The 21,408-nt window shown below is 66.7% G+C and carries 19 protein-coding genes; 12 read left to right on the plus strand and 7 right to left on the minus strand.

Annotated elements, in window-relative coordinates:
• Positions 1-17 precede the first annotated feature (17 nt).
• From TVNIR_RS04745 to TVNIR_RS04755, 3 genes are all read left to right on the plus strand, one after another.
• Entirely contained in the window at positions 18-395 is a 378-nt protein-coding gene (locus TVNIR_RS04745) for a hypothetical protein (protein ID WP_015257848.1), read from the plus strand.
• Positions 396-632: 237 nt separating this feature from the next.
• Complete coding sequence (gene dsrE2, locus TVNIR_RS04750) at positions 633-1,157, plus strand: sulfur carrier protein DsrE2 (RefSeq protein ID WP_157092333.1); 525 nt, start codon at positions 633-635, stop codon at positions 1,155-1,157.
• A gap of 341 nt (positions 1,158-1,498) precedes the next feature.
• Positions 1,499-2,044, plus strand: coding sequence for a hypothetical protein (locus tag TVNIR_RS04755; RefSeq protein WP_015257851.1), 546 nt, complete (start codon positions 1,499-1,501; stop codon positions 2,042-2,044).
• A gap of 101 nt (positions 2,045-2,145) precedes the next feature.
• Here TVNIR_RS04755 and TVNIR_RS04760 read toward each other — a convergent pair whose 3' ends face one another.
• From TVNIR_RS04760 to TVNIR_RS04775, 4 genes are all read right to left on the minus strand, one after another.
• The gene (locus TVNIR_RS04760) at positions 2,146-2,928 is read right to left on the minus strand and encodes an HvfC family RiPP maturation protein (RefSeq protein WP_015257852.1); all 783 of its coding nucleotides are present in this window, start codon (positions 2,926-2,928) and stop codon (positions 2,146-2,148) included.
• Positions 2,921-3,781, minus strand: a complete 861-nt coding sequence (locus TVNIR_RS04765; RefSeq protein ID WP_211263146.1) for an HvfB family MNIO-type RiPP peptide maturase — start codon at positions 3,779-3,781, stop codon at positions 2,921-2,923. The genes TVNIR_RS04760 and TVNIR_RS04765 overlap by 8 nt, the downstream gene beginning before the upstream one ends.
• Positions 3,782-4,086: 305 nt before the next feature.
• Positions 4,087-4,398, minus strand: a complete 312-nt coding sequence (locus tag TVNIR_RS04770) for an HvfA family oxazolone/thioamide-modified RiPP metallophore (RefSeq protein ID WP_006748004.1) — start codon at positions 4,396-4,398, stop codon at positions 4,087-4,089.
• Positions 4,399-4,484: 86 nt separating this feature from the next.
• A complete protein-coding gene (locus TVNIR_RS04775; protein ID WP_015257854.1) occupies positions 4,485-5,093 on the minus strand; it encodes an HvfX family Cu-binding RiPP maturation protein in 609 nt (202 codons plus the stop codon).
• 428 nt (positions 5,094-5,521) lie between these two features.
• On the opposite strand from TVNIR_RS04775, the gene TVNIR_RS04780 reads away from it, so the two are divergent.
• Together TVNIR_RS04780 and TVNIR_RS04785 are read left to right on the plus strand one after the other, a co-directional pair.
• The gene (locus TVNIR_RS04780) at positions 5,522-5,935 is read left to right on the plus strand and encodes a hypothetical protein (RefSeq protein ID WP_015257855.1); all 414 of its coding nucleotides are present in this window, start codon (positions 5,522-5,524) and stop codon (positions 5,933-5,935) included.
• A gap of 58 nt (positions 5,936-5,993) precedes the next feature.
• Positions 5,994-6,221, plus strand: coding sequence for a hypothetical protein (locus TVNIR_RS04785; RefSeq protein WP_015257856.1), 228 nt, complete (start codon positions 5,994-5,996; stop codon positions 6,219-6,221).
• A 186-nt stretch (positions 6,222-6,407) separates the two neighbouring features.
• On the opposite strand, the gene TVNIR_RS04790 is transcribed toward TVNIR_RS04785, so the two are convergent.
• Together TVNIR_RS04790 and TVNIR_RS04795 are read right to left on the minus strand one after the other, a co-directional pair.
• Complete coding sequence (locus TVNIR_RS04790) at positions 6,408-6,839, minus strand: thioredoxin domain-containing protein (RefSeq protein WP_083499353.1); 432 nt, start codon at positions 6,837-6,839, stop codon at positions 6,408-6,410.
• A 441-nt stretch (positions 6,840-7,280) separates the two neighbouring features.
• Complete coding sequence (locus tag TVNIR_RS04795) at positions 7,281-7,592, minus strand: hypothetical protein (protein WP_157092191.1); 312 nt, start codon at positions 7,590-7,592, stop codon at positions 7,281-7,283.
• Between the two features lie 286 nt (positions 7,593-7,878).
• Between TVNIR_RS04795 and TVNIR_RS04800 the strand changes: the two genes are divergently transcribed.
• The 5 genes from TVNIR_RS04800 to TVNIR_RS04820 all read left to right on the plus strand — a co-directional run bounded on the left by TVNIR_RS04800 (position 7,879) and on the right by TVNIR_RS04820 (position 16,529).
• Positions 7,879-10,401, plus strand: coding sequence for an acyl-CoA dehydrogenase (locus tag TVNIR_RS04800; RefSeq protein ID WP_015257858.1), 2,523 nt, complete (start codon positions 7,879-7,881; stop codon positions 10,399-10,401).
• Positions 10,398-11,726: an acetyl-CoA C-acetyltransferase gene (locus tag TVNIR_RS04805; protein WP_015257859.1), complete on the plus strand. Its 1,329-nt coding sequence runs from the start codon at positions 10,398-10,400 to the stop codon at positions 11,724-11,726. Before TVNIR_RS04800 ends, TVNIR_RS04805 begins: the two co-directional genes overlap by 4 nt.
• Complete coding sequence (locus TVNIR_RS04810; RefSeq protein WP_015257860.1) at positions 11,726-13,750, plus strand: 3-hydroxyacyl-CoA dehydrogenase NAD-binding domain-containing protein; 2,025 nt, start codon at positions 11,726-11,728, stop codon at positions 13,748-13,750. The genes TVNIR_RS04805 and TVNIR_RS04810 overlap by 1 nt, the downstream gene beginning before the upstream one ends.
• Entirely contained in the window at positions 13,747-15,648 is a 1,902-nt protein-coding gene (locus tag TVNIR_RS04815) for an AMP-dependent synthetase/ligase (RefSeq protein ID WP_015257861.1), read from the plus strand. The genes TVNIR_RS04810 and TVNIR_RS04815 overlap by 4 nt, the downstream gene beginning before the upstream one ends.
• Before the next feature lie 74 nt (positions 15,649-15,722).
• Positions 15,723-16,529, plus strand: a complete 807-nt coding sequence (locus tag TVNIR_RS04820; RefSeq protein WP_015257862.1) for a C40 family peptidase — start codon at positions 15,723-15,725, stop codon at positions 16,527-16,529.
• Positions 16,530-16,560: 31 nt separating this feature from the next.
• Here TVNIR_RS04820 and rpiA read toward each other — a convergent pair whose 3' ends face one another.
• Complete coding sequence (rpiA, locus tag TVNIR_RS04825; protein ID WP_015257863.1) at positions 16,561-17,220, minus strand: ribose-5-phosphate isomerase RpiA; 660 nt, start codon at positions 17,218-17,220, stop codon at positions 16,561-16,563.
• A gap of 114 nt (positions 17,221-17,334) precedes the next feature.
• Between rpiA and ilvA the strand changes: the two genes are divergently transcribed.
• Together ilvA and TVNIR_RS04835 are read left to right on the plus strand one after the other, a co-directional pair.
• Positions 17,335-18,849, plus strand: coding sequence for a threonine ammonia-lyase, biosynthetic (gene ilvA / locus TVNIR_RS04830; RefSeq protein ID WP_043740226.1), 1,515 nt, complete (start codon positions 17,335-17,337; stop codon positions 18,847-18,849).
• Between the two features lie 485 nt (positions 18,850-19,334).
• Positions 19,335-21,314 carry a type I restriction-modification system subunit M gene (locus TVNIR_RS04835; protein ID WP_015257866.1) on the plus strand — a complete coding sequence of 660 codons (1,980 nt, stop codon included), beginning with the start codon at positions 19,335-19,337 and terminating at the stop codon, positions 21,312-21,314.
• Positions 21,315-21,408 lie beyond the last annotated feature (94 nt).

A 21,408-nucleotide genomic window follows, 5' to 3' on the forward strand; every position in this document is an offset into this window, starting at 1 on the left:
ACTGACGGAGACTCACCATGTACAGCAAACCCATCCTCCAGTTTTTCGCCCTCGTGGTGCTCGCGCTCGCCCTCGGCGGCACGGCCGCCGCCGGTACACCCCAGACGAGCAACGGCATCACCACGATTCACCTCGACCAGTACAACGGCTACTTTGCTGCGCAGGAAACCCTGGCGGGCCTGAAGCCCGGAACCTACGACTTCGTGGTCACCAACAAGGCCGGGAAGCTGGTCGGCTTCCAGATCCAGTCGGGCCGGACCCACGAGCAACTCGACATGTTCCCCCTGGATCCGGGCGAGACCCGGACCAGCCGGGTCACGATCACCGACGAGGGGTTTCGTTACCGCTGCCCGATCAACCCCACGCCCTGGTATGAGGTGGGCGTGGGTGGCTAATCGACCGTAACGCGTACCGCCCGGCCCCGCATCGGTGCGGGACCGGGCCGCGCGATTGAATGATTCCGTGGTCCGGCCCCCAACGCACCGCAAGCCCTTTCCGAGTTCCACGAACACGATCCCAATCCCAATCGATGAGGTACCGTCATGAACGCCACTGCAATCCCGGCCCCTGCGCCCAATCCGAACGATCCCGCCGCCCTCGACGATTGGTTCGACCGTCGTTTCGAGCAAAAGATGGCCGAACGCGAGGCTTCGCATGTCCCCAGCATGACGCTGATCGCAACCAAGGGTACGCTGGATATGGCGTATCCGCCGTTCATTCTCGCTTCCACGGCAGCTGCGCTGGGCTGGGAGGTGTCCATCTTCTTTACCTTCTATGGCCTGAACCTGCTCAGGAAGGAACTGGACCTGAAAGTGTCTCCGATGGGCAACCCCGCGATGCCCCTGAAGCTGCCGTTCGGCCCCGACTGGCTCAAGAGCACGAATCTGCACGTACCTACGCTGCTGATGTCGACCCCCGGCTTTCAGGCGGCCGCAACGGGCCTGATGAAGAAGACCATGCGCAACAAGGGCGTGGCGGGCATCGAGGAACTGCGCGATCTTTGCGTCGAGGCGGAGGTCAAGCTGATCGCCTGCCAGATGACGGTCGAGCTGTTCGGGATGCAGAAACGCGATTTCATTCCGGAGATCACCGACTGGGTCGGTGCCGCGAGCTTCCTGCCCGTGGCCCAGAAGGCCGATGTCAATCTGTTTGTTTGAACCCCGGGCGAGGCCCGGTCGCCGTGGGACGGGCCCGTCCACCAACGCGCGGTATACGGTCCCGCACCATCGCCTCGGAGAAGCCCCACTCGGCGACAACACAGCGGTGCGGGCGGCGGCTGCGGTAAGGGCCCATCGCCCTCCCCACGCTCACGGCCCGGTGTTGGGAGCACCCCCACCAGGTGCTTGCGGCAATGGCGCGGGAAGCGTATCCCTGCTGTACTTCGGACCTGGAGCGACCCAAACTCAAGGTACAGGCTCCCGGTTCGTCGGAGGCCGCGCGGGAAGTCGCGCAATCCCGGGCCAACGCGTGATCGCGGGTGCTTCGTCAGGAGGTCACGATGTTCAAGACGCTCATTGCCATCGGGCTGGCGGCCGGTCTGATCGGGTGCGCCCTCGTCGACGTGAAAGAAGACCCCGCCTCCCCCTACTACCTGGTGCCCGAGGGCTCGGTGATCGAACTGCATCAGCCGGTCGCGATTCCGCCGGGCACCACGCGGGTGTGGTTCGTGCGCGGCCGGGTGGCACCGGGCCGTGACTGGTACAACACCAGCTGCAACCTCGAGATCAACACCCTCGATCGAAACCGCGTTCAGACCGTGGAAGCGGGGCGGTTCGTCGTCCGCCGTGTCCAGCGCACGTCGGCCTCGGTCGCGCAATCGCAGCCGTCGGTCGAGGTGGCCATGTTGGGCGGAGGAATTGGCGGGGATTCCGGTTACAACCGAACCTGGCAGGGCTACCATCTCTGGCTCGCCAGCGAGAACCAGCCCGACGTCCGACGGCTGACCTGCGCCGGTATCTACGGCGAACCAAGGGACGCGAAGCCGCCGAGCATCAACGAGATGCGCGCTGCGCTGGGAACGGTGGCAAGCCTTCGTCTCCCGTAAGCCCGGCGGATCACGCCCTACAGCCTCTTCCAGCCTGCAATTCGGTGGTGCGGCTGGGCGGCGGCACCTTGCCGTTCGCGCCCGCAGAGCAGGCGGCAGGCTCAGGTCGCCGGGGAATCGGTACGGGTTCCCGCGAGTACACCGCGCTGCAGCCAGTGCCGCAGCAGTTCCTCGGCGCTGCGCAGGAGCTCTTCGCCGGGTGCAAGGTCGAAGTCGGCGGCGACCCGGTGCACCAGTTCGGCTCCCGGCGCGGGATCGTTCTGCACGTACCAGAGGATGCGCGCGCTCAATGGGTTGAGCTCGATGAACCCGGTACGGAAGTCGCGGTCGCGGAACACCACCAGGTATGTGGGGTGTTCGCCGGGGCTGGCCGGGACGAAGTCGGGGCCGATCCGTTGGACCGGGTATTCGTAGGCCAGCAAGCGCGCGGCGGTAGCGAGTACCGGAACCTCGGTGAAGGGATCGCCCAGAGGATCAATCGTGCTGCCGGTGGCATGGTCGGGGTCATCTTCGTGCTGCGCCACGACCACCTCGGCGCGTTCGTAATGGGCGAGTTCGGCGAGAAAAGGAAAATCGTCTTCGCGCGCCGTTCGTTCCGTGCTCAGGTATTGAAGAAACTCCTCGGCCAGACGCGGGAAGTACGGTGTGTGGCATCCGTGTTCCCGATAGAAGTCGCGAGTCAGCCGTGCCCAGCGTTCCGAACCGTGCAGGCTGCGCAACACCGGGTACGCCCGTCCGAGCAGATCCTCGATGTTGTTGATGAACAGCCGCCGGTAGATCGCCAGGCGGCGCTCCTCGATACCCGCGGGTGGGGCATGGCGTTCGGGGTCGCGCAGATGAGCCGCGAATCGGCGCTGCACTTCGCGAAAGTCCAGTTCAGGCACGGCGGCGTTCCTCCATGACCGCTTCGCTTGCCTCGAGCATTGCGCGCACGCGGGCGACTTCGGCGAGCAGGTCCTGAAGCGGAGGGAAGTTGAAGTCGCGCTCGAGCAGGGTCGGCACCGGTCCCAGGCGCCGGTAGACCTCGTCCAGCAATGCCCAGACGTCGGTGCAGATGTCGGCCCCGTGGGTGTCGACGCGCAGGTCGGGTGCTTCTTCGTGGTGCCCGGCGACATGCAGGTAGCGCACGCGGTCCAGCGGCACGCGGTCGAGGAAATCCAGCGGATCGTAGCGATGGTTGATCGCGTTGACGACGATGTTGTTCACGTCCAGTAGCAGGCCGCAGTCGGCCGTCTCGATGACCGCAGTCACGAACTCCGCCTCGCTCATCTCCGCCCCGGGCTGCGCGTAGTAGGAGACGTTTTCCAGCGCAATGCGCATGCCCAGAAGATCCTGCACGACGCCGACCCGCTCGGCGACATGGCGTACCGCGTCCTCGGTGAACGGGATCGGCATCAGGTCGTACAGATGGCCGAACTCGTCGCCGCAGGCGGACAGATGCTCGGTGTAGTCGCGGATCCCGTGGGTGTCCAGAAAACTGCGCAGGTCCCGCAAGAAGTCCCGGTCCAGTGGCCGCGGCCCGCCGATATCCAACGATAGCCCGTGGCAGACGAAGGGTTTGGCTTCGGTCCACTCGCGGAAGGTTCGCCCGAGGGCGCCACCGAGATGCATCCAGTTCTCGGGGGCGACTTCGAGGAAATCGACCCGGTCGCGGGATCCGGGCGCCTGCGCGAAGGGGCTCAGCAGAGACCGCCGCAGACCCAGCCCCGCGCCACGCACTTCCGACCGGTGATTCATAGGCGTTGACTCCATAAGTAACTGATTCCAAGCCGTCGTCGTGAGTGCCACCGTGATGGTTAAGCCGGCAATTGCCGTATCCTCAGATATGCCATCGCGGGGGCCGAAGGCCCGTGGCCCGTCATCGCGAGGGCCGAAGGCCCGTGGCCCGTCATCGCGAGGGCCGAAGGCCCGTGGCCCGTCATCGCGAGGGCCGAAGGCCCGTGGCGATCCAGACTCCGCCTGGATCGCCACGTCACTGCGTGCCTCGCGATGACGATAGGGCGCGACCATCACACGATGGCGGCCCTGATGATCACGTCGTCCTAGCCGCCGCAACGTCCTTCGCCGCACTTGCCTTCCGTGTCCTTGTCATCGCCATTGTCGTCCGAGGCACCGCCGCAGCGACCTTCGCCGCAGCTACCCTCGGTTTCCTTCTCGCCGGAAGCGCCGCCGCAGGTGCCTTCGCCGCAGCTGCCCTGAGCGAGCTTCTGCAGCGCCGTGGAGGACTGGCTGACCTGATAGCCCTGGCCGAGGTCGGTCGCGGCAAACAGCGGCGTGCTGCCCATTGCGAGGCCGACGGCGGCGGTGCCGATGGTGGCGGCGAGGGTCTTGCGATTGAAGAGATGGTCTTTCATGTGATTCTCCTTTCGAATGTGACGATCATAGGTGATCGGAACGGTGTTGCTGAAGCGTCCGCTTGCATGCGGCTTCTGGTTGTTGTTCAGTCTCGGCGCAGCCAGCGCGCCGCGTAATGGTCGACACTCAGATACCGTCCGGCGCCGTAGAAGAAGAGCACCAGCAGCATCACGAAGTAGGTGGCGGCCATTTCAATGCCGTTGTTCAGGATCACGAAGCTACCACTCTGGGTCAGCCAGTCGTAGTTACCGTGTTCCTGAAGGATCGAGCGGGCCCGATCCAGCCGAACCGCGGCCTCCTCGGTCGCACCGCAGTTGAACAGGCACATCATCGGGTCGGAGATCGTCTGCCAGCCGTGTTTCCAGTGCACGGTGACAGCCGCGACGACCATCGTGATCATCAGCGGGATCGAGAACCAGCGCATGGCGATCCCGAACAGCAGCGCGATCGCCCCGAGGACCTCGGCATAGGCGGCGAGGAAGGCCATCAGCCACGGCATCGGCAGGCCCAGCCCCCAGTCCGGATTGCCGAACCAGGATACGGTTCCCGCGTTCGGCAGCAGCCCGTCCAGCTTGTTGGTGCCGGCAGCCCAGAACACTGGCGCAAGGTACAGGCGCAGCGCGAGGGGTCCGAGAAAGTCCACGCTGCGTGTACTGTTGAGCGCGTCATGCATCCAGCGAGCCAATCGTTTCATCTTTGTCGTATCCCGTTCAGTTGGTTTGGCTTCCCGGTCTGCCGCATCACGCGGAGCGGCGGTGACCAATCGTTTCGTCGAGAACAGTTAATCACCGGGGCGATCGCAGATCCCTACGTAAGAATTCGTAGGTTCCGAGGCTGCGAGCGTGCGGGGTCCCGGGTCCGGGGGCACCTCGTGCGCGGGTGCGCACGAACAGACGGTGTGACGGCGCACCGCTTGCGCACATCGACGCAGGCGATCCCCCTGCGTGGACGACTCATCGTTCCGGGGCAGGCCGTTCCGGCGACGCAGGAACCGGTGCTGCAGGGGCGCAGCTTTCGAACGACCCGACACGCTGCGGTTATCGGATATTACGTAGTGCGCCCCCCGGCCTTTGGGTCTTTCCTTGAAGCGAGTGCATCGAAAACCGAGGGGGAACGATGGTCATGGAATTGCAGAAACGGCTGAGGGTGTCACTGTTGTTGCTGCGTCTCGGAGTCTTCGTCGTGATGTTCGTCTGGACACTGGACAAGTTCGTGGCACCGGATCACGCGGCGCGGGTCTTTGAGCATTTCTATCATCTGGAAGGCCTCGGCGCGGGTGCGCTGGCCGTGATCGGCGTACTGCAGCTCATCGTGGTGCTGGGTTTCGTGGCCGGGCTGTACCGGGCCTGGACCTACGGACTGGTGCTCGCGATGCATGCAGTCTCGACGTTCTCCTCCTGGCAGCAGTACCTGGCGGCGTTCGACAACCTGCTCTTTTTCGCCGCCTGGCCCATGCTGGCGGCCTGCGTGGCGCTATTCCTGCTGCGGGATTCGGACACGATGCTGAGCCTCGACACCCTTCGGCATCGTTCCTGATGCATCGGGTAGGAGGAGATCGTTCGAAGTGCCCAACAACACACGAGAGGCGATTGCCATGAACCAAGCGGACGTGCTGATTCATATCGACGAAGACTTAAACAGTGACCGCATCCACGAGATGGAGCGGGCGCTTTCGCTGCATGAAGGCGTGATCAGTGTCTGCATGCACGAACGCCGCCGCCACCTGTTGGTGGTGGACTACGAACCTGGCCGGGTGCGTCCCGTGGATCTTCTGTCCCGGGTGCGCGCCGACGGGCTCCATGCCGCGCTGATCGGGCTTTGACGGTCTGGTCCATGCTCCAGGGCGGAAGTGTCGGGCGCCCGCGAAGCCGGGGCAGGGTTCTGGCACCGCTGGCACGCCTGCCGTCACCGTGAGTACGCGAACGATGCATCACTCCGGATCTCGAACCTGCCCAACACCGGGCAGGCGGTGACAGCAGGCGGCGCGGAACACCGCGCCAGCCGAGTGTCAGCCCCCCGCGACTTCGCGCAAGAGATTCTGGATGTCCGTTTCGGAGTGCCCCGCGGTTATCAGTGTCACGATCGCGCCCGTCGCGCCATCGACGAGCGCCATGTAGCCAGTCCTTCCGCCGTTTCTCTCATAGAGTTCGCCCAGATCGAGCGTCTGCGCCAGCATGCTCGACTGGTGGGTGGTCCCCTCGTCGGTGAAATCGAAGCGCAGGAACAAAATGTCGCTCTGGTTAAACTCTGCCCGCACCGCCTGAAGCTTCGGATCCAGAATCTTGCAGCTTTGACACCAGTCCGCATACATCAGCACGGCCAGGACTTTCGGTGCCGGACTACCCGCCGCCTGGAGCCCGGCGCTGAGCAGTAGTGCCAGCACTGCGGCGAGAAAAACGGGAGCACGGGGCATCCAGGTAGGTGATTGCCTCATCGCCATTTCCTCCTCTGCGGGGATTCGGATTCAGGATATGAAACCGCGGGCACAAAGGTGATACGCGGCATTGCGTAAACGCGTGTGTGTTGTTCCCGCAGCTTCGGAACCGGCGGCAGTCGGCCTCAATCCTGATGCATCCTCCGGTTCTCCAACCGGGCTGTCGGTTCCCAAGCCGTCTATCATCGCTGAAAGCGGTGGTATCGGCCGGGCTTTCCGGCACTGCCGCGGTGTAAGCGGCGCCAGGAGCAGTGCGCGTGACAGAAGTGTTCGAAGGGCGGGTTCCGCGTGCAAGATGATCGGCAGTCCTGCTCGGGCCGGGTGAGTGGTCGAACACCACGATGCCCGCGCTGCCTGTGTCGGGTAACCGCGGAACCGAAACCCGTGCATCAACGGGGAGCCAGGTCGTGATCTGGCCGCTCTAGCAGCTCAAGTCCGACAGGGCTGCTAGTGCCGGTAACGGTGACGCAGCTGCGGGTGCGAGGCGGCGCGGTGGCCGGGAAAGACGATTCCGCGGTGGAACCCAGGGTGGCTTCTGTGCAGCCCCGAGCGGTGGCCATGGTGGTGTCCGTGGCGATGTCCGAGACGGGCCCGGCCGGAATGGTGACGGGCGCGATGGTGCAGTCCGACGCGATGGTGGCTGCCGGACACGGCGGCGGTGGTGACCAGATGATGACTGGTTCCGTGGTGCTGGCCACCGTGGGTGGCGCATCCGAACAGGAACACGGTGCTCAGCAGAACCAGAAAAGTCTTCGTCATGATGGGCCTCTTGGGGTGCGGGCGCATGTGAAGCGTGCAACGCACGATGGGCGTGTCCTCCCAGTCTGGTTCATCCATCGGCCGACATCATCCGTGGAAATGGCTACGAAAAGGCTATGAAAAGGCTATGAAATGGAGTGGGTCTTCCGGCCGTCCAAACGATTGACGGAGCACCGTTCGGGCTGCGGCTTTCGCGTATTCCCGCAGCGACTGGGTGATGGTTGAATGCAGATATGCCCGGATTTGTGCCGGTGGCCGAACGGATGAGGCGGGTAGGAGAACGGCGATGCTGCTGACGTTGACTGCACTGGTGGTCCTGATCCTGATCACGTTCTGGCTTTACCGCAGCGCACCGGCATGGACCTGGGTCTGGGCGTTTCTGACGCTGGTCGCAATCGGTCTGCTCGCGGTGTTCGATCCGCTGAATCCGCTGACCATCCCACTGCTGGCCGGATGGGCGCTGGTCGGCGTCGCCGCCAATGCCGGTGTGCGCAGGCGCTGGTTCACGGCCCCGCTACTGCGCCGCTTCCGCACCGTGCTGCCGAGATTGTCGGAAACCGAGCAGCAGGCGCTGGAGGCGGGCACGATCGGCTGGGACGCGGAGCTGTTTTCCGGCCGACCTGCCTGGGAGCGGCTGCTCGAGACGCCCCCCGCGCAGCTCGCGGCCGACGAACAGGCGTTTCTGGACGGTCCGGTCGAGGCATTGTGCCGGATGGTCGACGACTGGCAGGTGACCCACCACGATCACGATCTGTCCGCCGAGGCCTGGTCATTCATCCGCTCGCGTGGCTTTTTCGGGATGATCATTCCGAAGGGCTATGGGGGGCTCGGGTTTTCGCACGCCGCGCACTCGGCGGTGGTGATGAAGATCGCCACCCGCAGCGTGACCGCGGCGGTGACCGTGATGGTGCCCAACTCGCTGGGGCCCGGGAAACTGCTGCTGCGCTACGGGACCGACGAACAGAGAGATTACTACTTGCCCCGTCTGGCCCGCGGCGAGGAGATCCCGTGCTTTGCGCTGACCTCGCCGAAGGCAGGGTCGGACGCGGGCGCGATTCCGGATACCGGTGTCGTCTGCCGCGGCATGTGGCAGGGGCGCGAGGTGCTGGGTCTGCGCCTGAACTGGGACAAGCGCTACATCACGCTGGGACCGGTCGCGACCCTGATCGGCCTGGCGTTTCGCTGCCTCGATCCCGACCGCCTGCTGGGAGGGTCGGTCGACCGGGGCATCACCGTTGCGCTGGTGCCGCGCGACACCCCGGGTATCGAGATCGGCAGCCGGCACATCCCCATGGACATCCCGTTCATGAACGGCCCCAATCGGGGGCGCGATGTCTTTCTGCCGCTCACGCAGGTGATCGGGGGCAAGGCGGGGATCGGTCAGGGCTGGCGCATGCTCGTGGAGTCGCTCTCCGAGGGTCGCGGGATCTCTCTGCCGGCGCTGTCGACGGGCGCGGTGAAGAGCGCCGCCCGGTTTACCGGCGCCTATGCCCGGGTGCGCCGCCAGTTCAACCTGCCGATCGGCCGCCTGGAGGGGGTCGAGGAGGCTCTCGCGCGCATCGCCGGTCGCGGCTACCAGATGGAGGCCGCACGCCTGCTGACGCTGGCGGCGCTGGAGCAGGGCGAGCGGCCGGCCGTCGCCTCCGCGATCGTGAAATATCACCTGACCGAGAAATACCGTCAGGTGATCAACGACGCGATGGACATCGAGGGCGGGCGCGGCATCTGCCTGGGTCCGCGCAACCTGCTGGGGCGTGCCTACCAGGCGATTCCGGTCGCGATCACCGTCGAGGGCGCGAACATCCTGACGCGCTCGATGATCATCTTCGGCCAGGGTGCGATCCGTTGCCACCCCTGGGTGTTGAAGGAGTTCCGGGCAGTCCACCACCCCGATTCCGAACAGGGCCTGCGGGAATTCGACCGCGCGCTGCTCGGACACGTCGGTTTCTTGCTGGGTAACGTGGGTCGCAGCCTCGTTCTGGGCTTGAGCCGCGGGCGTTTCGCCCGGGCACCGGCGAGCCGTGCGCGCCGCTACTACCAGACGCTGACCTGGATGAGCACGGCCCTGGCCCTGGCCGCCGACGCGGCGATGATGACGCTGGGTGGGGCACTGAAGCGACACGAACGCCTGTCGGCGCGCATGGGCGACGTGTTCTCCGAACTGTACCTGTCGTCGGCGGTGCTGAAGCGCTTCCACGACGACGGCGAGCCGCCCGAGGACTATCCGCTGGTGCGCTGGGCACTGCAGGACAGCCTGTACCGCATGCAGGAAAGCCTGCGTTCGCTGTACCGCAACCTGCCCAGCCGGCCACTGGCGGCGTTGCTCCGGGTGCTCTGTTTTCCGACTGGCATGGTGTTCTCCGCGCCGGCCGACCGCGCCGACCATGAAGCCGCGGGCGTTCTGCTCGCGCCGTCGCAGGCCCGTGACCGCCTGACCCGAGGGCTGTTCGTGCCACCAGATCCGAAGGCGCCGGCACGCCTGCTCGAAACCGCCTTCCAGCAGGCCGCAGCGCTGGAGTCCCTGGAACGGAGGCTGGCCGCGCTGCGCCGCGAGCACGGCCTCCAGGCCCGTGCCCGGCTGCCGCTGGCGCAGGAGGCGTTCGAGCGTGGGCTGATCCCGGAATCCGACTGGCAGGCACTGAACGCGCACGAGGCATTGGTCGATGAACTGGTGCAGGTCGACGATTTCCCAGCGTTTTCGAGCGGCACCGGCCAAGCGGCGGTGCACAGGCGGGTGCATCAATCCCGAGGTGCTGAACCGGAAAGCCGCCTGAGCGCCATTCGCACGACGAGCGGAGAAGGACGATGACGACACTCACCACGGGGTCAGGCGCACGCCCGGTCTACCTGGTCGATGGTTTGCGCACTCCCTACCTCAAGGTCCGCGACGCGCCGGGAGCGTTTCGCGCCTCGGACCTCGCGGTGGCTGCAGGACGGGCGCTGTTGCTGCGCCAGCCGTTGCGGGCGACCGATCTCGACGAAGTCGTATTCGGTTGCGTGGCCTCTGGGCCGGACGAGGCCAATATCGGGCGCGTCATCGCGCTGCGCCTTGGCTGCGGCCATCGTGTACCCGGATGGACGGTACAGCGCAACTGCGCCTCCGGACTCCAGGCGCTGGACTCCGCAGCCAAGGATATTGCGCTGGGGCGGGCCGATTTGGTGCTCGCCGGGGGTACCGAGGCGATGAGCCATCACCCGGTGCTGTACCGTCCGGAGATGGTGGCCTGGCTCGGCCGCTTCAGCCGGACGCGTGGCGTATGGGGCCGGTTGCGGGAACTGGCGAGGCTGCGCCCCAGCCACCTGAAGCCGGTGATCGGCCTGCTGCGCGGGCTGACGGACCCGGTCGTGGGTCTCAGCATGGGCCAGACGGCCGAGGTTCTGGCTGCCCGCTTCGGGATTGGCCGTGCCGAGATGGATGCGTTCGCGGTGGAGAGTCACCGGCGTCTTGGCGCTGCGGTCGATTCCGGCCGGATGGCTCCGGAACTCGTGACGCTCTATCACCAGGGTCGGATCGTTGACCGGGACGACGGGCTGCGGCCCGATTCCTCGCTGGAGAACCTCGCGAAACTGCATCCCGCGTTCGACCGGCCTCACGGCAGCGTCACCGCGGGAAACTCGGCCCAGATCACCGACGGGGCAGCCTGCATGCTGCTGGCCTCGGCGGACGCGGTCGAACGCCACGGACTCGTTGCCCGGGCCCGGGTCGTGGATGTCGCCTGGGCCGGCCTGGACCCCGCCCAGATGGGTCTCGGCCCCGCGTATGCGATCGAGCGGCTGCTGTCGCGTACGGGGCTGGAAATCCCGGCGATCGATTACTGGGAAATCAACGAGGCGTTTGCGGCGCAGGTGCTGGCCTGTCTGCGGGCCTTGGTCGACCCGGACTTCTGCCGAAGCGAACTCGGGCGGGACAAACCCATGGTCCCGATCGACCCCGAGCGTCTGAACGTCGACGGTGGTGCGATCAGCCTGGGACATCCCGTGGGCAGCAGCGGCGCGCGGATCACCTGGCATCTGCTGCGCACGCTGGAGGCGCGCCGCGCGCAACGCGGCGTGGCCAGCCTCTGCATCGGGGGCGGGCAGGGTGGTGCGGTGCTGCTCGAACGAACAGACGCGGGCGTACCGGGAGAATCCTGATGAAACACTGGACACTGGACCGATCGGACGACGGGATTGCCTGGCTGACCTTCGATCAGGCGGGGACGCCGGTCAATACCCTCGGGACCGAAACGCTCGAAGAGCTGGAGCAGGCGTTGACGCTTTGCGAGCGGGAACCGCTCGTGGGCCTGTTGATCCGCTCGGCCAAGGCCGGCGGCTTCGTCGCAGGCGCTGACGTCAAGACGTTTCCAGAGCTGCGCGACGCGGGGCAGGCCCGGACCCTGATGCGTCGTGCGCACGAGATCCTGCAGCACCTCGAGCGTCTACCGTTCCCGAGCGTGGCCATGGTCCACGGCTACTGCCTGGGGGGCGGCCTCGAGTTGGCGCTGGCCTGCACCGCCAGGGTGGCGACCTCGGAACCGGAGACCCGGATCGGCTTTCCGGAAATCCGCCTCGGCATCTTCCCGGGGTTCGGCGGCACGGCGCGCGCGATCGAGCGCGCGGGCCACCTGGCCGCGATGGACCTGATGCTGAGCGGTCGCAGCGTATCCGGCCGGGCCGCCCGGAAGCTCGGCGTCGTGGACGACTGCGTGCCGCGGCGTCATCTCGAGACCGCGGCACGTCGGCTGCTCGAACGCCCGCCGCGCCGGCGCAGGGCCACCGGCTGGCAGCAGGTGGCCGGCTGGCCCGGCCTGCGCTCGCTCGCGGCCGCGCGGATGCGGCGTGCCGCGGGCCGACACGCGGACCCGGCGCACTACCCGGCGCCTGGCGCGCTGATCGATCACTGGCGCCGAAACGCCGGGAAACGTGAGGCGTTACTCCGGGGCGAGATCGAGACGGTGCCGGAGCTGCTGACCGGGCGAGTCGCGCAGAATCTCATGCGCTTGTTTCTGTTGCGGGAACGGCTCAGGAGTGCCGGCGATCACCCGCCGCCACGGCCTGGTCACCTGCACGTGATCGGCGCCGGGGTCATGGGCGGCGACATCGCCGCCTGGGCCGCGTCGCACGGCCTCCGGGTCAGTCTCCAGGACCAGGCGCCGGAACCGCTGGCGCGGGCCCTGGCGCGGGGCCGGGAGTTCCTGGAACGGAAGCTGCGCGACCCGCTGCGTGTGCGCGAGGCAATGGACCGCCTGATCCCGGACGTGGCGGGGGACGGCGTGCGCCACGCCGAGGTCGTCCTCGAGGCGATTGTCGAGAACGTCGAAGCGAAACAGGCGGTCTATCGGCAGGCGCTCCCGCAGATGAAGCCAGGGGCCCTCCTCGCGACCAATACATCGAGCATCACGCTGGAAACCCTGACCGCCGGGATGGACGCACCGGGGCGACTGGTCGGCCTGCATTTCTTCAACCCAGTGGCAAAGATGCCGCTGGTGGAGGTCATCCACGGTAGCGAAACCGACCCCGAAGCGGTGCGCACGGCCCAGTCGCTGGCCCGCCACCTCGACAAGGTGCCGGTGCCCGTGCGCAGCAACCCGGGCTTCCTGGTCAACCGCATCCTGATGCCATATTTGCTGGAGGCCGTGGCACTGTTCGAAGAGGGGGTGCGTGCCGAGACGGTTGACCGTGCGGCGACCGCATTCGGCATGCCGATGGGCCCGCTGGAACTCGCGGACACCGCGGGCCTCGATATCTGCCTGTCGGTGGCCGAGAAGATGTCCGGGCTCCTGAGGACGCCGGTGCCCGAGTCGTTGCGGCGGCGGGTCGCGGCCGGTCAGCTGGGGCGCAAGAGCGGCGAGGGCTACTATCACTGGCCGTTGACGCGCCCGCGTGGAGCGAGGGCACCCGGCTTCACGCGGGAACAGCAGGATCGTCTGATTCTGCGCCTGCTGAACGAGGCGGTGGCCTGCCTGCGCGAGGACGTGGTGGCCTCGGCGGACGAGCTCGACGCGGGTGTGGTGTTCGGTACCGGCTTCGCGCCCTTCCGGGGCGGACCGCTGCGCCATATCCGGGAGAGCGGGCCACGCGGGCTGCACGAGCGCCTGCTGGCGCTGCGCCAGCGTCTCGGCGACCGCTTCAGCCCGGACCCGGGATGGGACGCCCTGAACACCGGAGGGGACCCATGAAACACCTGGGCTCTCTGGTCGGCCTGTTCACCGGGCAGGGCCCGGGGAGGAGGGAGCTGCACCTCCCTGAGCGCACCCGGGATGCGGCGTCCATCGCGCTCGGGCCGCGAACGACGCTGGACGCGGTCTTGCGCGAACGCGTGCGGCGCAGTCCCGACGCGCCCGCACACCTGCAGTTCGACCCGTCACTCGGGACCTGGCGCAGCTTCACGTGGCAGGACTTCGCAGCCGACGTGGCCCGCTGGCAGCAGCTGCTCCGTTCCCTGGCGCTGAAACCCGGCGACCGGGTGGCGATGATGCTGGAGAACTCCCGGGAGTGGGCGGTATTCGACCAGGCCGCGCTCGGTCTGGGGCTGGTGACGGTCCCGTTGTACACCAGCGATCGCGCGGAGAACGTGGGATTCATCCTCCGGGATTCCGGGGCCCGCATGCTCCTGATCGGGGGCGAGGAACAATGTCGGGCGCTCGAGACGATCCGCACGGTGCTGGAGACGCTCGACGCCGTGGTCGCCTTGCGGGATCCGGAGGGTCCGCGCCCTGCGAACCTCTCGTTAGCCGGACGGCTTTTGCCCGACGTGGCCGGGGAGGTCGCGCACGGCCACACCCGGCCGGAGGCGCTGGCGAGCATCGTCTACACGTCGGGAACGACGGGGCCGCCGAAGGGCGTGATGCTCTCGCACCGGAACTTCCTGTTCAACGTGCAAGCCTGCCTGCGGGCGGTGCAGGTCAGCAGCCGTGACCGGATGCTCTCGTTCCTGCCGCTCTCTCATGCCCTGGAACGCACCGTCGGCTACTACACCCCGATCGCGGCCGGGATGACCGTCGCCTACGCGCGCTCGATTTCGCAGCTCGCCGAAGATTTGTTGACCGTGCGGCCGACGATCCTGGTCGCGGTGCCGCGGATCTTCGAACGCGCGCAGGAACGAATCCTTGAACGGGTCGAGGCCGGTCCCAGGCTCCGGCAGCGCCTGTTCGCCTGGACGCTGGCTTCGGGATGGGAGGCGTTCCTGCACGAGCAGGGCCGGGGGCGCCGGCGCTGGTCAGACGGGCTGCTGCATCCGCTGCTGGACCGGTTGGTCGCGCGACGGGTGCGCGTCCGTTTCGGCGGCCGTCTGCGCTTCGCCATCAGCGGCGGTGCGCCGTTGCCGGAGGCAGTCGGCCGGTTCTTTCTGAGCCTTGGGGTTCCGATCGTGCAGGGATACGGTCTGACCGAGACCAGCCCGGTCATCTCGGTGAATCGGCTCGAGGACAACGAACCCACGACGGTGGGCCCGGCGTTGCCCGGCGTCGAGGTGCGGGTCGGCTCTCAAAGCGAACTCCTCACACGCAGCCCGTCTGTAATGATGGGTTACTGGAACAACCCGGATGCGACACGGCAGGTGATCGACGGCGATCACTGGTTTCACACCGGCGACCGCGCGTGCATCGGGCCCAGGGGGCACATCACGATCACAGGCCGCCTGAAAGACATCCTGGTTCTGTCCAACGGCGAGAAGGTGGCGCCGGCCGACGTCGAACAGGCGCTTGCGGGCAGCCCGCTGGTCGAGCAGGTTCTGGTCGTGGGGGATTCCCGCCCGTATCTCGGCGCACTGGTGGTGCTCCGGGAAGCGGCCCTCCCGGAACTGGCGCGGGCGGCCGGATTGGAACCGGCGGTGCGATCAGCCAACGAAGGCGCGAGGGCCCTGCGCCGGAATCCCGCTGTGGAGGAACGCGCGCTCGAGGCGCTGCAGCCGCGGCTCGCGCATTTCCCGGGCTATGTTCGACTGCACCGGATCGCCCTGATGGATGAGCCCTGGACGCTGGAGAACGGTCTGCTGACACCGACCCTGAAGCTGCGCCGCAACGAGATCCTGAACCGCTACGGGGACGTGGTCGAGTCCCTCTACGACCGGCACTGAGTGCCCTCGCGACCCGGTCCGCGGGACCGGTCAGGCGAGGCGCTCCGGGGTGGAAGCTCTGAAGAGGTCGAGCCATGAAAAACCCGCTTCGAACCGTTGGCCGCTGGCTTGCGAGCTATCTGAACCAGCCCCTGAGCCGGCATGTGCCTTTCACCAGCATCTCTTCGGAACAGATCCATCGGGTACTGCAGCCGGCGGACGTGCTGCTGGTCGAGGGCGATACGCGGGTCAGCACCGCGATCAAGTACCTGACCCAGTCGACGTGGTCGCACGCGGCGTTGTACGTGGGGGACGTGATGGGCCAGGGGCTCGATCCCGAGACCGCGCCCACCCTGATCGAGGCCGACCTCCAGCGCGGGGTGATCGCCGTTCCGCTGGGAACTTACAAGCATCTCAATACCCGCATCTGCCGGCCGGTCGGCCTGCGCCCCGAGGACCGCGAGGCGGTGGTCCAGTACGCGGTTGCGCGGCTGGGGCTCGCGTACGACCTGAAGAACATTGTCGATCTTGCGCGCTATTTGTTGCCGATTCCGCCGGTGCCGACGTTCATGCGCCGGAAGATGCTCGCCCTGGGCAGCGGCGACCCCACCCGGGCCATCTGCACCACGCTGATCGCCCAGGCGTTCCAGAGCGTGCGCTACCCGATCCTGCCGCGCATCGAGATCCTCGACGACGAGGATCGAAGACGTTGCGGGCAGGGGGTGCGCGAGATCCTGCACATACGCCATCACAGCCTGTTCGCGCCGCGGGACTTCGATCTGTCGCCGTATTTCATGGTCGTGAAGCCGTTGCTGGAGGGCGACTTCGATTACAGGTCGTTGACCTGGGACGATCAGACCGATTGCGGCCGTGCCGACGCGGCCGACGCGGGATGGTTGTAAGCGCAAACGCCGGATCGCGGCGGGCGCAAGTTCAGCCGGTGATCGTCTGTACCCCGGACGGGGTCCCGACCAGCAGCACGTCGGCCGGCCGGCGCGCGAACAGGCCGTTGCTGACCACGCCGGCGATGTGGTCGATTTCGCTCTCGAGTTCCACCGGGTTCATGATCCGCAGGTCGTGCACGTCGAGGATTACGTTGCCGTTGTCGGTGCGGAAGCCTTCGCGCAGAACCGGGTTGCCCCCCATGCCGGCGAGTATGCGGGCGACATGGCTGCGGGCCATCGGGATCACCTCGACCGGCAGCGGGAATGCTCCGAGGTAGTCGACCTGCTTGGTCTCGTCGATCACGCAGACGAACTGATCCGAAGCCGCCGCGACGATCTTCTCGCGCGTGAGCGCGCCGCCGCCGCCCTTGGTCAGGTGCAGGTGGCGCGTGGCCTCGTCGGCGCCGTCGACGTAAATCGGCAGCGGGCCCGTGCTGTTCAGGTCCAGCACCTCGATTCCGTGCCCGCGCAGGCGTTCGGCGCTGGCCTCGCTGGAGGCGACCGCGCCGTCGATCTTGCCCTTCATGCGTGCGAGTACGTCGATGAAGTGGTTGGCCGTGGAACCGGTGCCCACGCCCACCACCCAGCCACCCTGCACGAACTCGACGGCCGCTTCGGCGACGGCCTTTTTCATTTCGTCCTGTGTCATGGTCCCATCCGGAGGTCGTTCGAACCGAACGAGCATACCCAGCGGGCCTGCTCCTGTCCAAGGGCGCCGGCAAGCGGTACTGGCCGGCGGCTGCCGCATGGTATCGTGATGTCGATGACATACCCTTATCTGGAACGCATCCTCACCGCGCGGGTGTATGACGTCGCGCGGGAAACGCCCCTGGACCGGATGCCCGGTCTGTCCGAGCGCATCGGATCGTCGGTCTTTCTCAAGCGCGAGGATCTGCAGCCGGTCTTCTCGTTCAAGCTCCGCGGGGCGTACAACCGTATCGCGCAGCTGTCCGGCGAGCAGCGGGCGCGCGGCGTGATCGCCGCATCGGCCGGAAACCACGCGCAGGGCGTCGCGCTGGCCGCGTCTCGTCTCGGGATCAAGGCGGTGATCGTGATGCCGGTGACCACGCCCGGCATCAAGGTCGATGCGGTGCGGCGCCTGGGTGGCAAGACGGTGCTGCACGGCGACTCCTTCGACGACGCTTCGGCCCATGCCCGGATGCTGCAGGAGAAGCACGGCTACACGTTCATCCATCCTTTCGATGACCCGGCGGTGATCGCCGGTCAGGGCACGGTCGCGATGGAACTGCTGCGCCAGCATCCCGATCCGTTGGACGCGGTGTTCGTCTGCGTGGGCGGCGGCGGGCTCGTGGCTGGAATGGCCGTGTACATCAAACGGTTGCGACCGGATATCCGGGTCATCGGCGTCGAGCCCGAGGACGCGCCGTCGATGTATGAGGCGCTGCGCCAGGACTACCGCGTGACGCTGGACCAGGTCGGCATTTTCGCCGATGGTGCCGCGGTGCGGCAGGTCGGCGAGGAGACCTTCCGGCTGGCACGCGAGCACGTGGACGAGGTTCTGCTGGTCGACACCGACGAGATCTGCGCGGCGATCAAGGACGTGTTCGATGATACCCGCGTGCTCGCGGAGCCGGCCGGGGCATTGTCCGTCGCCGGCCTGAAGAAATACGTCGAGCGGGAAGGACTGAAGGACGCGCGGCTCGCGGCGGTGCTGAGCGGTGCGAACATCAACTTCGACCGCCTGCGCCACGTGGCGGAGCGGGCCGAGATCGGCGAGCATCGCGAGGCCGTGTTCGCGGTCACCATTCCCGAAAGGCCGGGCAGCTTCCGCCGATTCTGCAAGGCGATCGGCCGGCGCGGCATTACCGAGTTCAACTACCGCTATTCCGACGACAACGAGGCGCAGGTGTTCGTGGGCCTGAAGCTGGAGCGCGGAGACGCCGAGAAACAGGAGGTGCTGGACCGGCTGCGCGCGGATGGCTACCCGATTCTCGACATGACCGACAACGAAGTCGCGAAGCTGCACCTGCGGCACATGGTCGGCGGCCACGGCAGCCATGTGGACAACGAGACGCTGTACCGTTTCGAATTTCCGGAGCGCCCTGGGGCATTGCTGAACTTCCTGACCCGGATGGGGGCGAACTGGAACATCAGCCTGTTCCATTACCGCAACCACGGTGCCGCCTATGGCCGCGTGCTGGTCGGCATGCAGGTGCCCGAAGCTGATGGCGAACGCTTCCGGCGCTTCCTGGACGAGCTAGGGTATGCGTGGTGGGACGAGTCCGACAACCCGGCCTACCCCCTGTTCCTGCGCTGATGTGTTCGAGGGATGCCCGCGATGGATCGCCGGGCCACCTTCCTGCCGGCGAGGGCTTCGGCGCACCGCGGTACTACGTCAGGTCCGGCACCGGTCTCGAACAGCTTGGCGCCGGCGGGGGCGCGCCTGCCGCCTTCCAGCCGCTGATCCGGGGTTTCCGGCCGTAGCGGGGGCGGTTGGTGCCCCGCCAACGGTCGGGCCGGAAACGTCGCCGTCGGCCCGTTGGAACCTCGCCGCATCGGGACGGTAACGCCCGCGCAGGATCAACCGGCCGTTCCGACGCGCGATCGGGGGCACGCCAGGCTCGGTGGCACCCGCACGCGGTGGTCAGTGTCGCCCCGAGGTAAACCTGCAAGGCCTGGATTTCGACTCGCTTCGGAAAACGTCTGGAAAGGACCGCCCACCTCGGAGCCTGAACGGCGACGCGGTAGTGCGTCGCGGGTTCGTGGTTTGGGCACAGTGAAGAACGAACAGGGGAGCAGGGCTTGAACACGGAGAACCATTCGGAGACCGCGGCGTGGATCTGGTCGGTGGCCGATCTGCTGCGGGGGGACTTCAAGCAGTCGCAGTACGGGCGGGTGATCCTGCCGTTCACGCTGCTGCGGCGGCTCGAGTGCGTGCTGGAGCCGACCAAGGACGCGGTGCTCGCGGAGGCCCGGGAGCATGCAGGCAAGTCGGATTCCCTGCGCGAGTTGCTGTTGCTGCGCGCGGCCGATCAGCCGTTCTTCAATACATCGCCGCTGTCGCTGGCCAGTCTGTCGGATACGCAGCCGGGCGAAGACCTGATGAGCTACATCGAGGCGTTCAGCAGTCATGCTCGCGAGATCTTCGACCACTTTCACTTCGAGGACTACGTCGAGCAGCTCGCCAGCAACAACCTGCTGTACCAGGTCGTGCAGCGCTTCGCCGCGATCGACCTGCGTCCGGCGCGGCTGTCCAACTTCGGCATGGGGCTGGTGTTCGAGGAACTGATCCGCAAGTTCGCGGAAAGCTCGAACGAAACCGCCGGCGAACACTTCACCCCGCGCGACGTGGTGCACCTGACCACCTCGCTGGTACTCACCGGGCAGGATCACAAGCTCAAGCCGCACGGCATCGTCACCGTGTACGATCCGGCCGCCGGCACCGGCGGCTTTCTCTCCGAGAGCGACGAGTACATCCAGCAGATCAGCCAGGGCGTGAGCGTGTCGCTGCACGGGCAGGAGCTGAACCCCGAGTCCTACGCCATCTGCAAGGCGGACATGCTGATCAAGGGCCAGAAAGTCGAGAACATCAGGCTCGGCAACACCCTCTCCGACGACCAGCACGCGGGAGAACATTTCGACTACATGCTCGCCAATCCGCCGTTCGGCGTCGAGTGGAAGAAGGTCCAGAGGCAGGTGACCGACGAGCACCAGCACCAGGGCTTCAACGGCCGCTTCGGCCCCGGCCTGCCGCGCGTGTCCGACGGCTCGCTGCTGTTCCTGCTGCACCTGGTCAGCAAGATGCGCGACCCGCGCGAGGGTGGCTCGCGCATCGGCATCGTCCTCAACGGCTCGCCGCTGTTCACCGGCGGCGCCGGCAGCGGCGAGTCCGAAATCCGCCGCTACCTGCTGCAGCACGACATGGTCGAGGCCATCATCGGCCTGCCCACCGACATGTTCTACAACACCGGCATCGCCACCTACATCTGGCTGCTGAACAACCGCAAGCCGGCCGAGCGCCGTGGCCGTGTACAGCTCATCGACGCCACCCAACGCTACGCGAAGATGCGCAAGTCGCTCGGCTCCAAGCGCCAGTACATCGACGACGCCAATATCGACGCGATCGTGCGCAGCTACGGCGCGTTCGGGGAGAGCGACAACAGCAAGATCTTCCCCGTCGATGCCTTCGGCTACCGCCGCATCACGGTTGAGCGGCCGCTGCGCCTGAACTTCCAGGCCAGCCCCGAGCGCATCGAACGCATGCTGGCCGAAAAGCCGATCCAGAAGCTCGGCGCGACCACGCGCCTGGGCGTGCAGGCCGCCTGCGAACGGCTGGACGCCGAGCGCGTGTACACCCACCGCGAGGCCTTCCTGAGCGAATTGACCGCCCAGTTGCAGGCGCTGGACGTGAAACTGCCCGCACCCGCGCTGAAGGCGCTGTGGACCGCCCTGAGCGAGCGCGACCCCGAAGCCGACATCTGCACCGACAAGAAGGGCACCCCGGAACCGGACAGCGACCTGCGCGACACCGAGAACGTCCCGCTGGGCGAGGACGTGTTCGAATATTTCGAGCGCGAGGTGAAGCCGCACGTACCGGATGCCTGGATCGACCAGGACAAACGCGACGAACAGGACGGCGAGATCGGCATCGTCGGCTTCGAAATCCCCTTCAACCGCCACTTCTACGTGTTCCAGCCCCCACGCCCGCTGGAAGAGATCGACGCCGACCTGAAGGCTGTCACCACCCGCATCAAGCAGATGATCGAGGAGCTGTCGGGGTGAGGGCGGCAATCCGGAGCCAGTCAGCGATTAGCCGGCGCGCTGAGCAGTTGACGACTCGGTGTAGCGCGTGTCAGTTGTTACCTGATTATCACGA

The organism is Thioalkalivibrio nitratireducens DSM 14787, assembly GCF_000321415.2.
GTDB lineage: Bacteria > Pseudomonadota > Gammaproteobacteria > Ectothiorhodospirales > Ectothiorhodospiraceae > Thioalkalivibrio > Thioalkalivibrio nitratireducens.

Bases quoted from the DNA above. Each gene is read 5' to 3' on its own strand.
- rpiA (WP_015257863.1), bottom strand. From the start codon at position 17,220: ATGACACAGGACGAAATGAAAAAGGCCGTCGCCGAAGCGGCCGTCGAG.
- TVNIR_RS04790 (WP_083499353.1), bottom strand. From the start codon at position 6,839: ATGGCGATGAGGCAATCACCTACCTGGATGCCCCGTGCTCCCGTTTTT.
- TVNIR_RS04810 (WP_015257860.1), top strand. From the start codon at position 11,726: ATGAAACACTGGACACTGGACCGATCGGACGACGGGATTGCCTGGCTG.
- TVNIR_RS04820 (WP_015257862.1), top strand. From the start codon at position 15,723: ATGAAAAACCCGCTTCGAACCGTTGGCCGCTGGCTTGCGAGCTATCTG.
- ilvA (WP_043740226.1), top strand. From the start codon at position 17,335: ATGACATACCCTTATCTGGAACGCATCCTCACCGCGCGGGTGTATGAC.
- TVNIR_RS04780 (WP_015257855.1), top strand. From the start codon at position 5,522: ATGGAATTGCAGAAACGGCTGAGGGTGTCACTGTTGTTGCTGCGTCTC.
- TVNIR_RS04755 (WP_015257851.1), top strand. From the start codon at position 1,499: ATGTTCAAGACGCTCATTGCCATCGGGCTGGCGGCCGGTCTGATCGGG.
- TVNIR_RS04745 (WP_015257848.1), top strand. From the start codon at position 18: ATGTACAGCAAACCCATCCTCCAGTTTTTCGCCCTCGTGGTGCTCGCG.
- TVNIR_RS04770 (WP_006748004.1), bottom strand. From the start codon at position 4,398: ATGAAAGACCATCTCTTCAATCGCAAGACCCTCGCCGCCACCATCGGC.
- TVNIR_RS04795 (WP_157092191.1), bottom strand. From the start codon at position 7,592: ATGACGAAGACTTTTCTGGTTCTGCTGAGCACCGTGTTCCTGTTCGGA.
- TVNIR_RS04775 (WP_015257854.1), bottom strand. From the start codon at position 5,093: ATGAAACGATTGGCTCGCTGGATGCATGACGCGCTCAACAGTACACGC.
- TVNIR_RS04765 (WP_211263146.1), bottom strand. From the start codon at position 3,781: ATGAATCACCGGTCGGAAGTGCGTGGCGCGGGGCTGGGTCTGCGGCGG.
- TVNIR_RS04785 (WP_015257856.1), top strand. From the start codon at position 5,994: ATGAACCAAGCGGACGTGCTGATTCATATCGACGAAGACTTAAACAGT.
- TVNIR_RS04805 (WP_015257859.1), top strand. From the start codon at position 10,398: ATGACGACACTCACCACGGGGTCAGGCGCACGCCCGGTCTACCTGGTC.
- TVNIR_RS04800 (WP_015257858.1), top strand. From the start codon at position 7,879: ATGCTGCTGACGTTGACTGCACTGGTGGTCCTGATCCTGATCACGTTC.
- TVNIR_RS04815 (WP_015257861.1), top strand. From the start codon at position 13,747: ATGAAACACCTGGGCTCTCTGGTCGGCCTGTTCACCGGGCAGGGCCCG.
- dsrE2 (WP_157092333.1), top strand. From the start codon at position 633: ATGGCCGAACGCGAGGCTTCGCATGTCCCCAGCATGACGCTGATCGCA.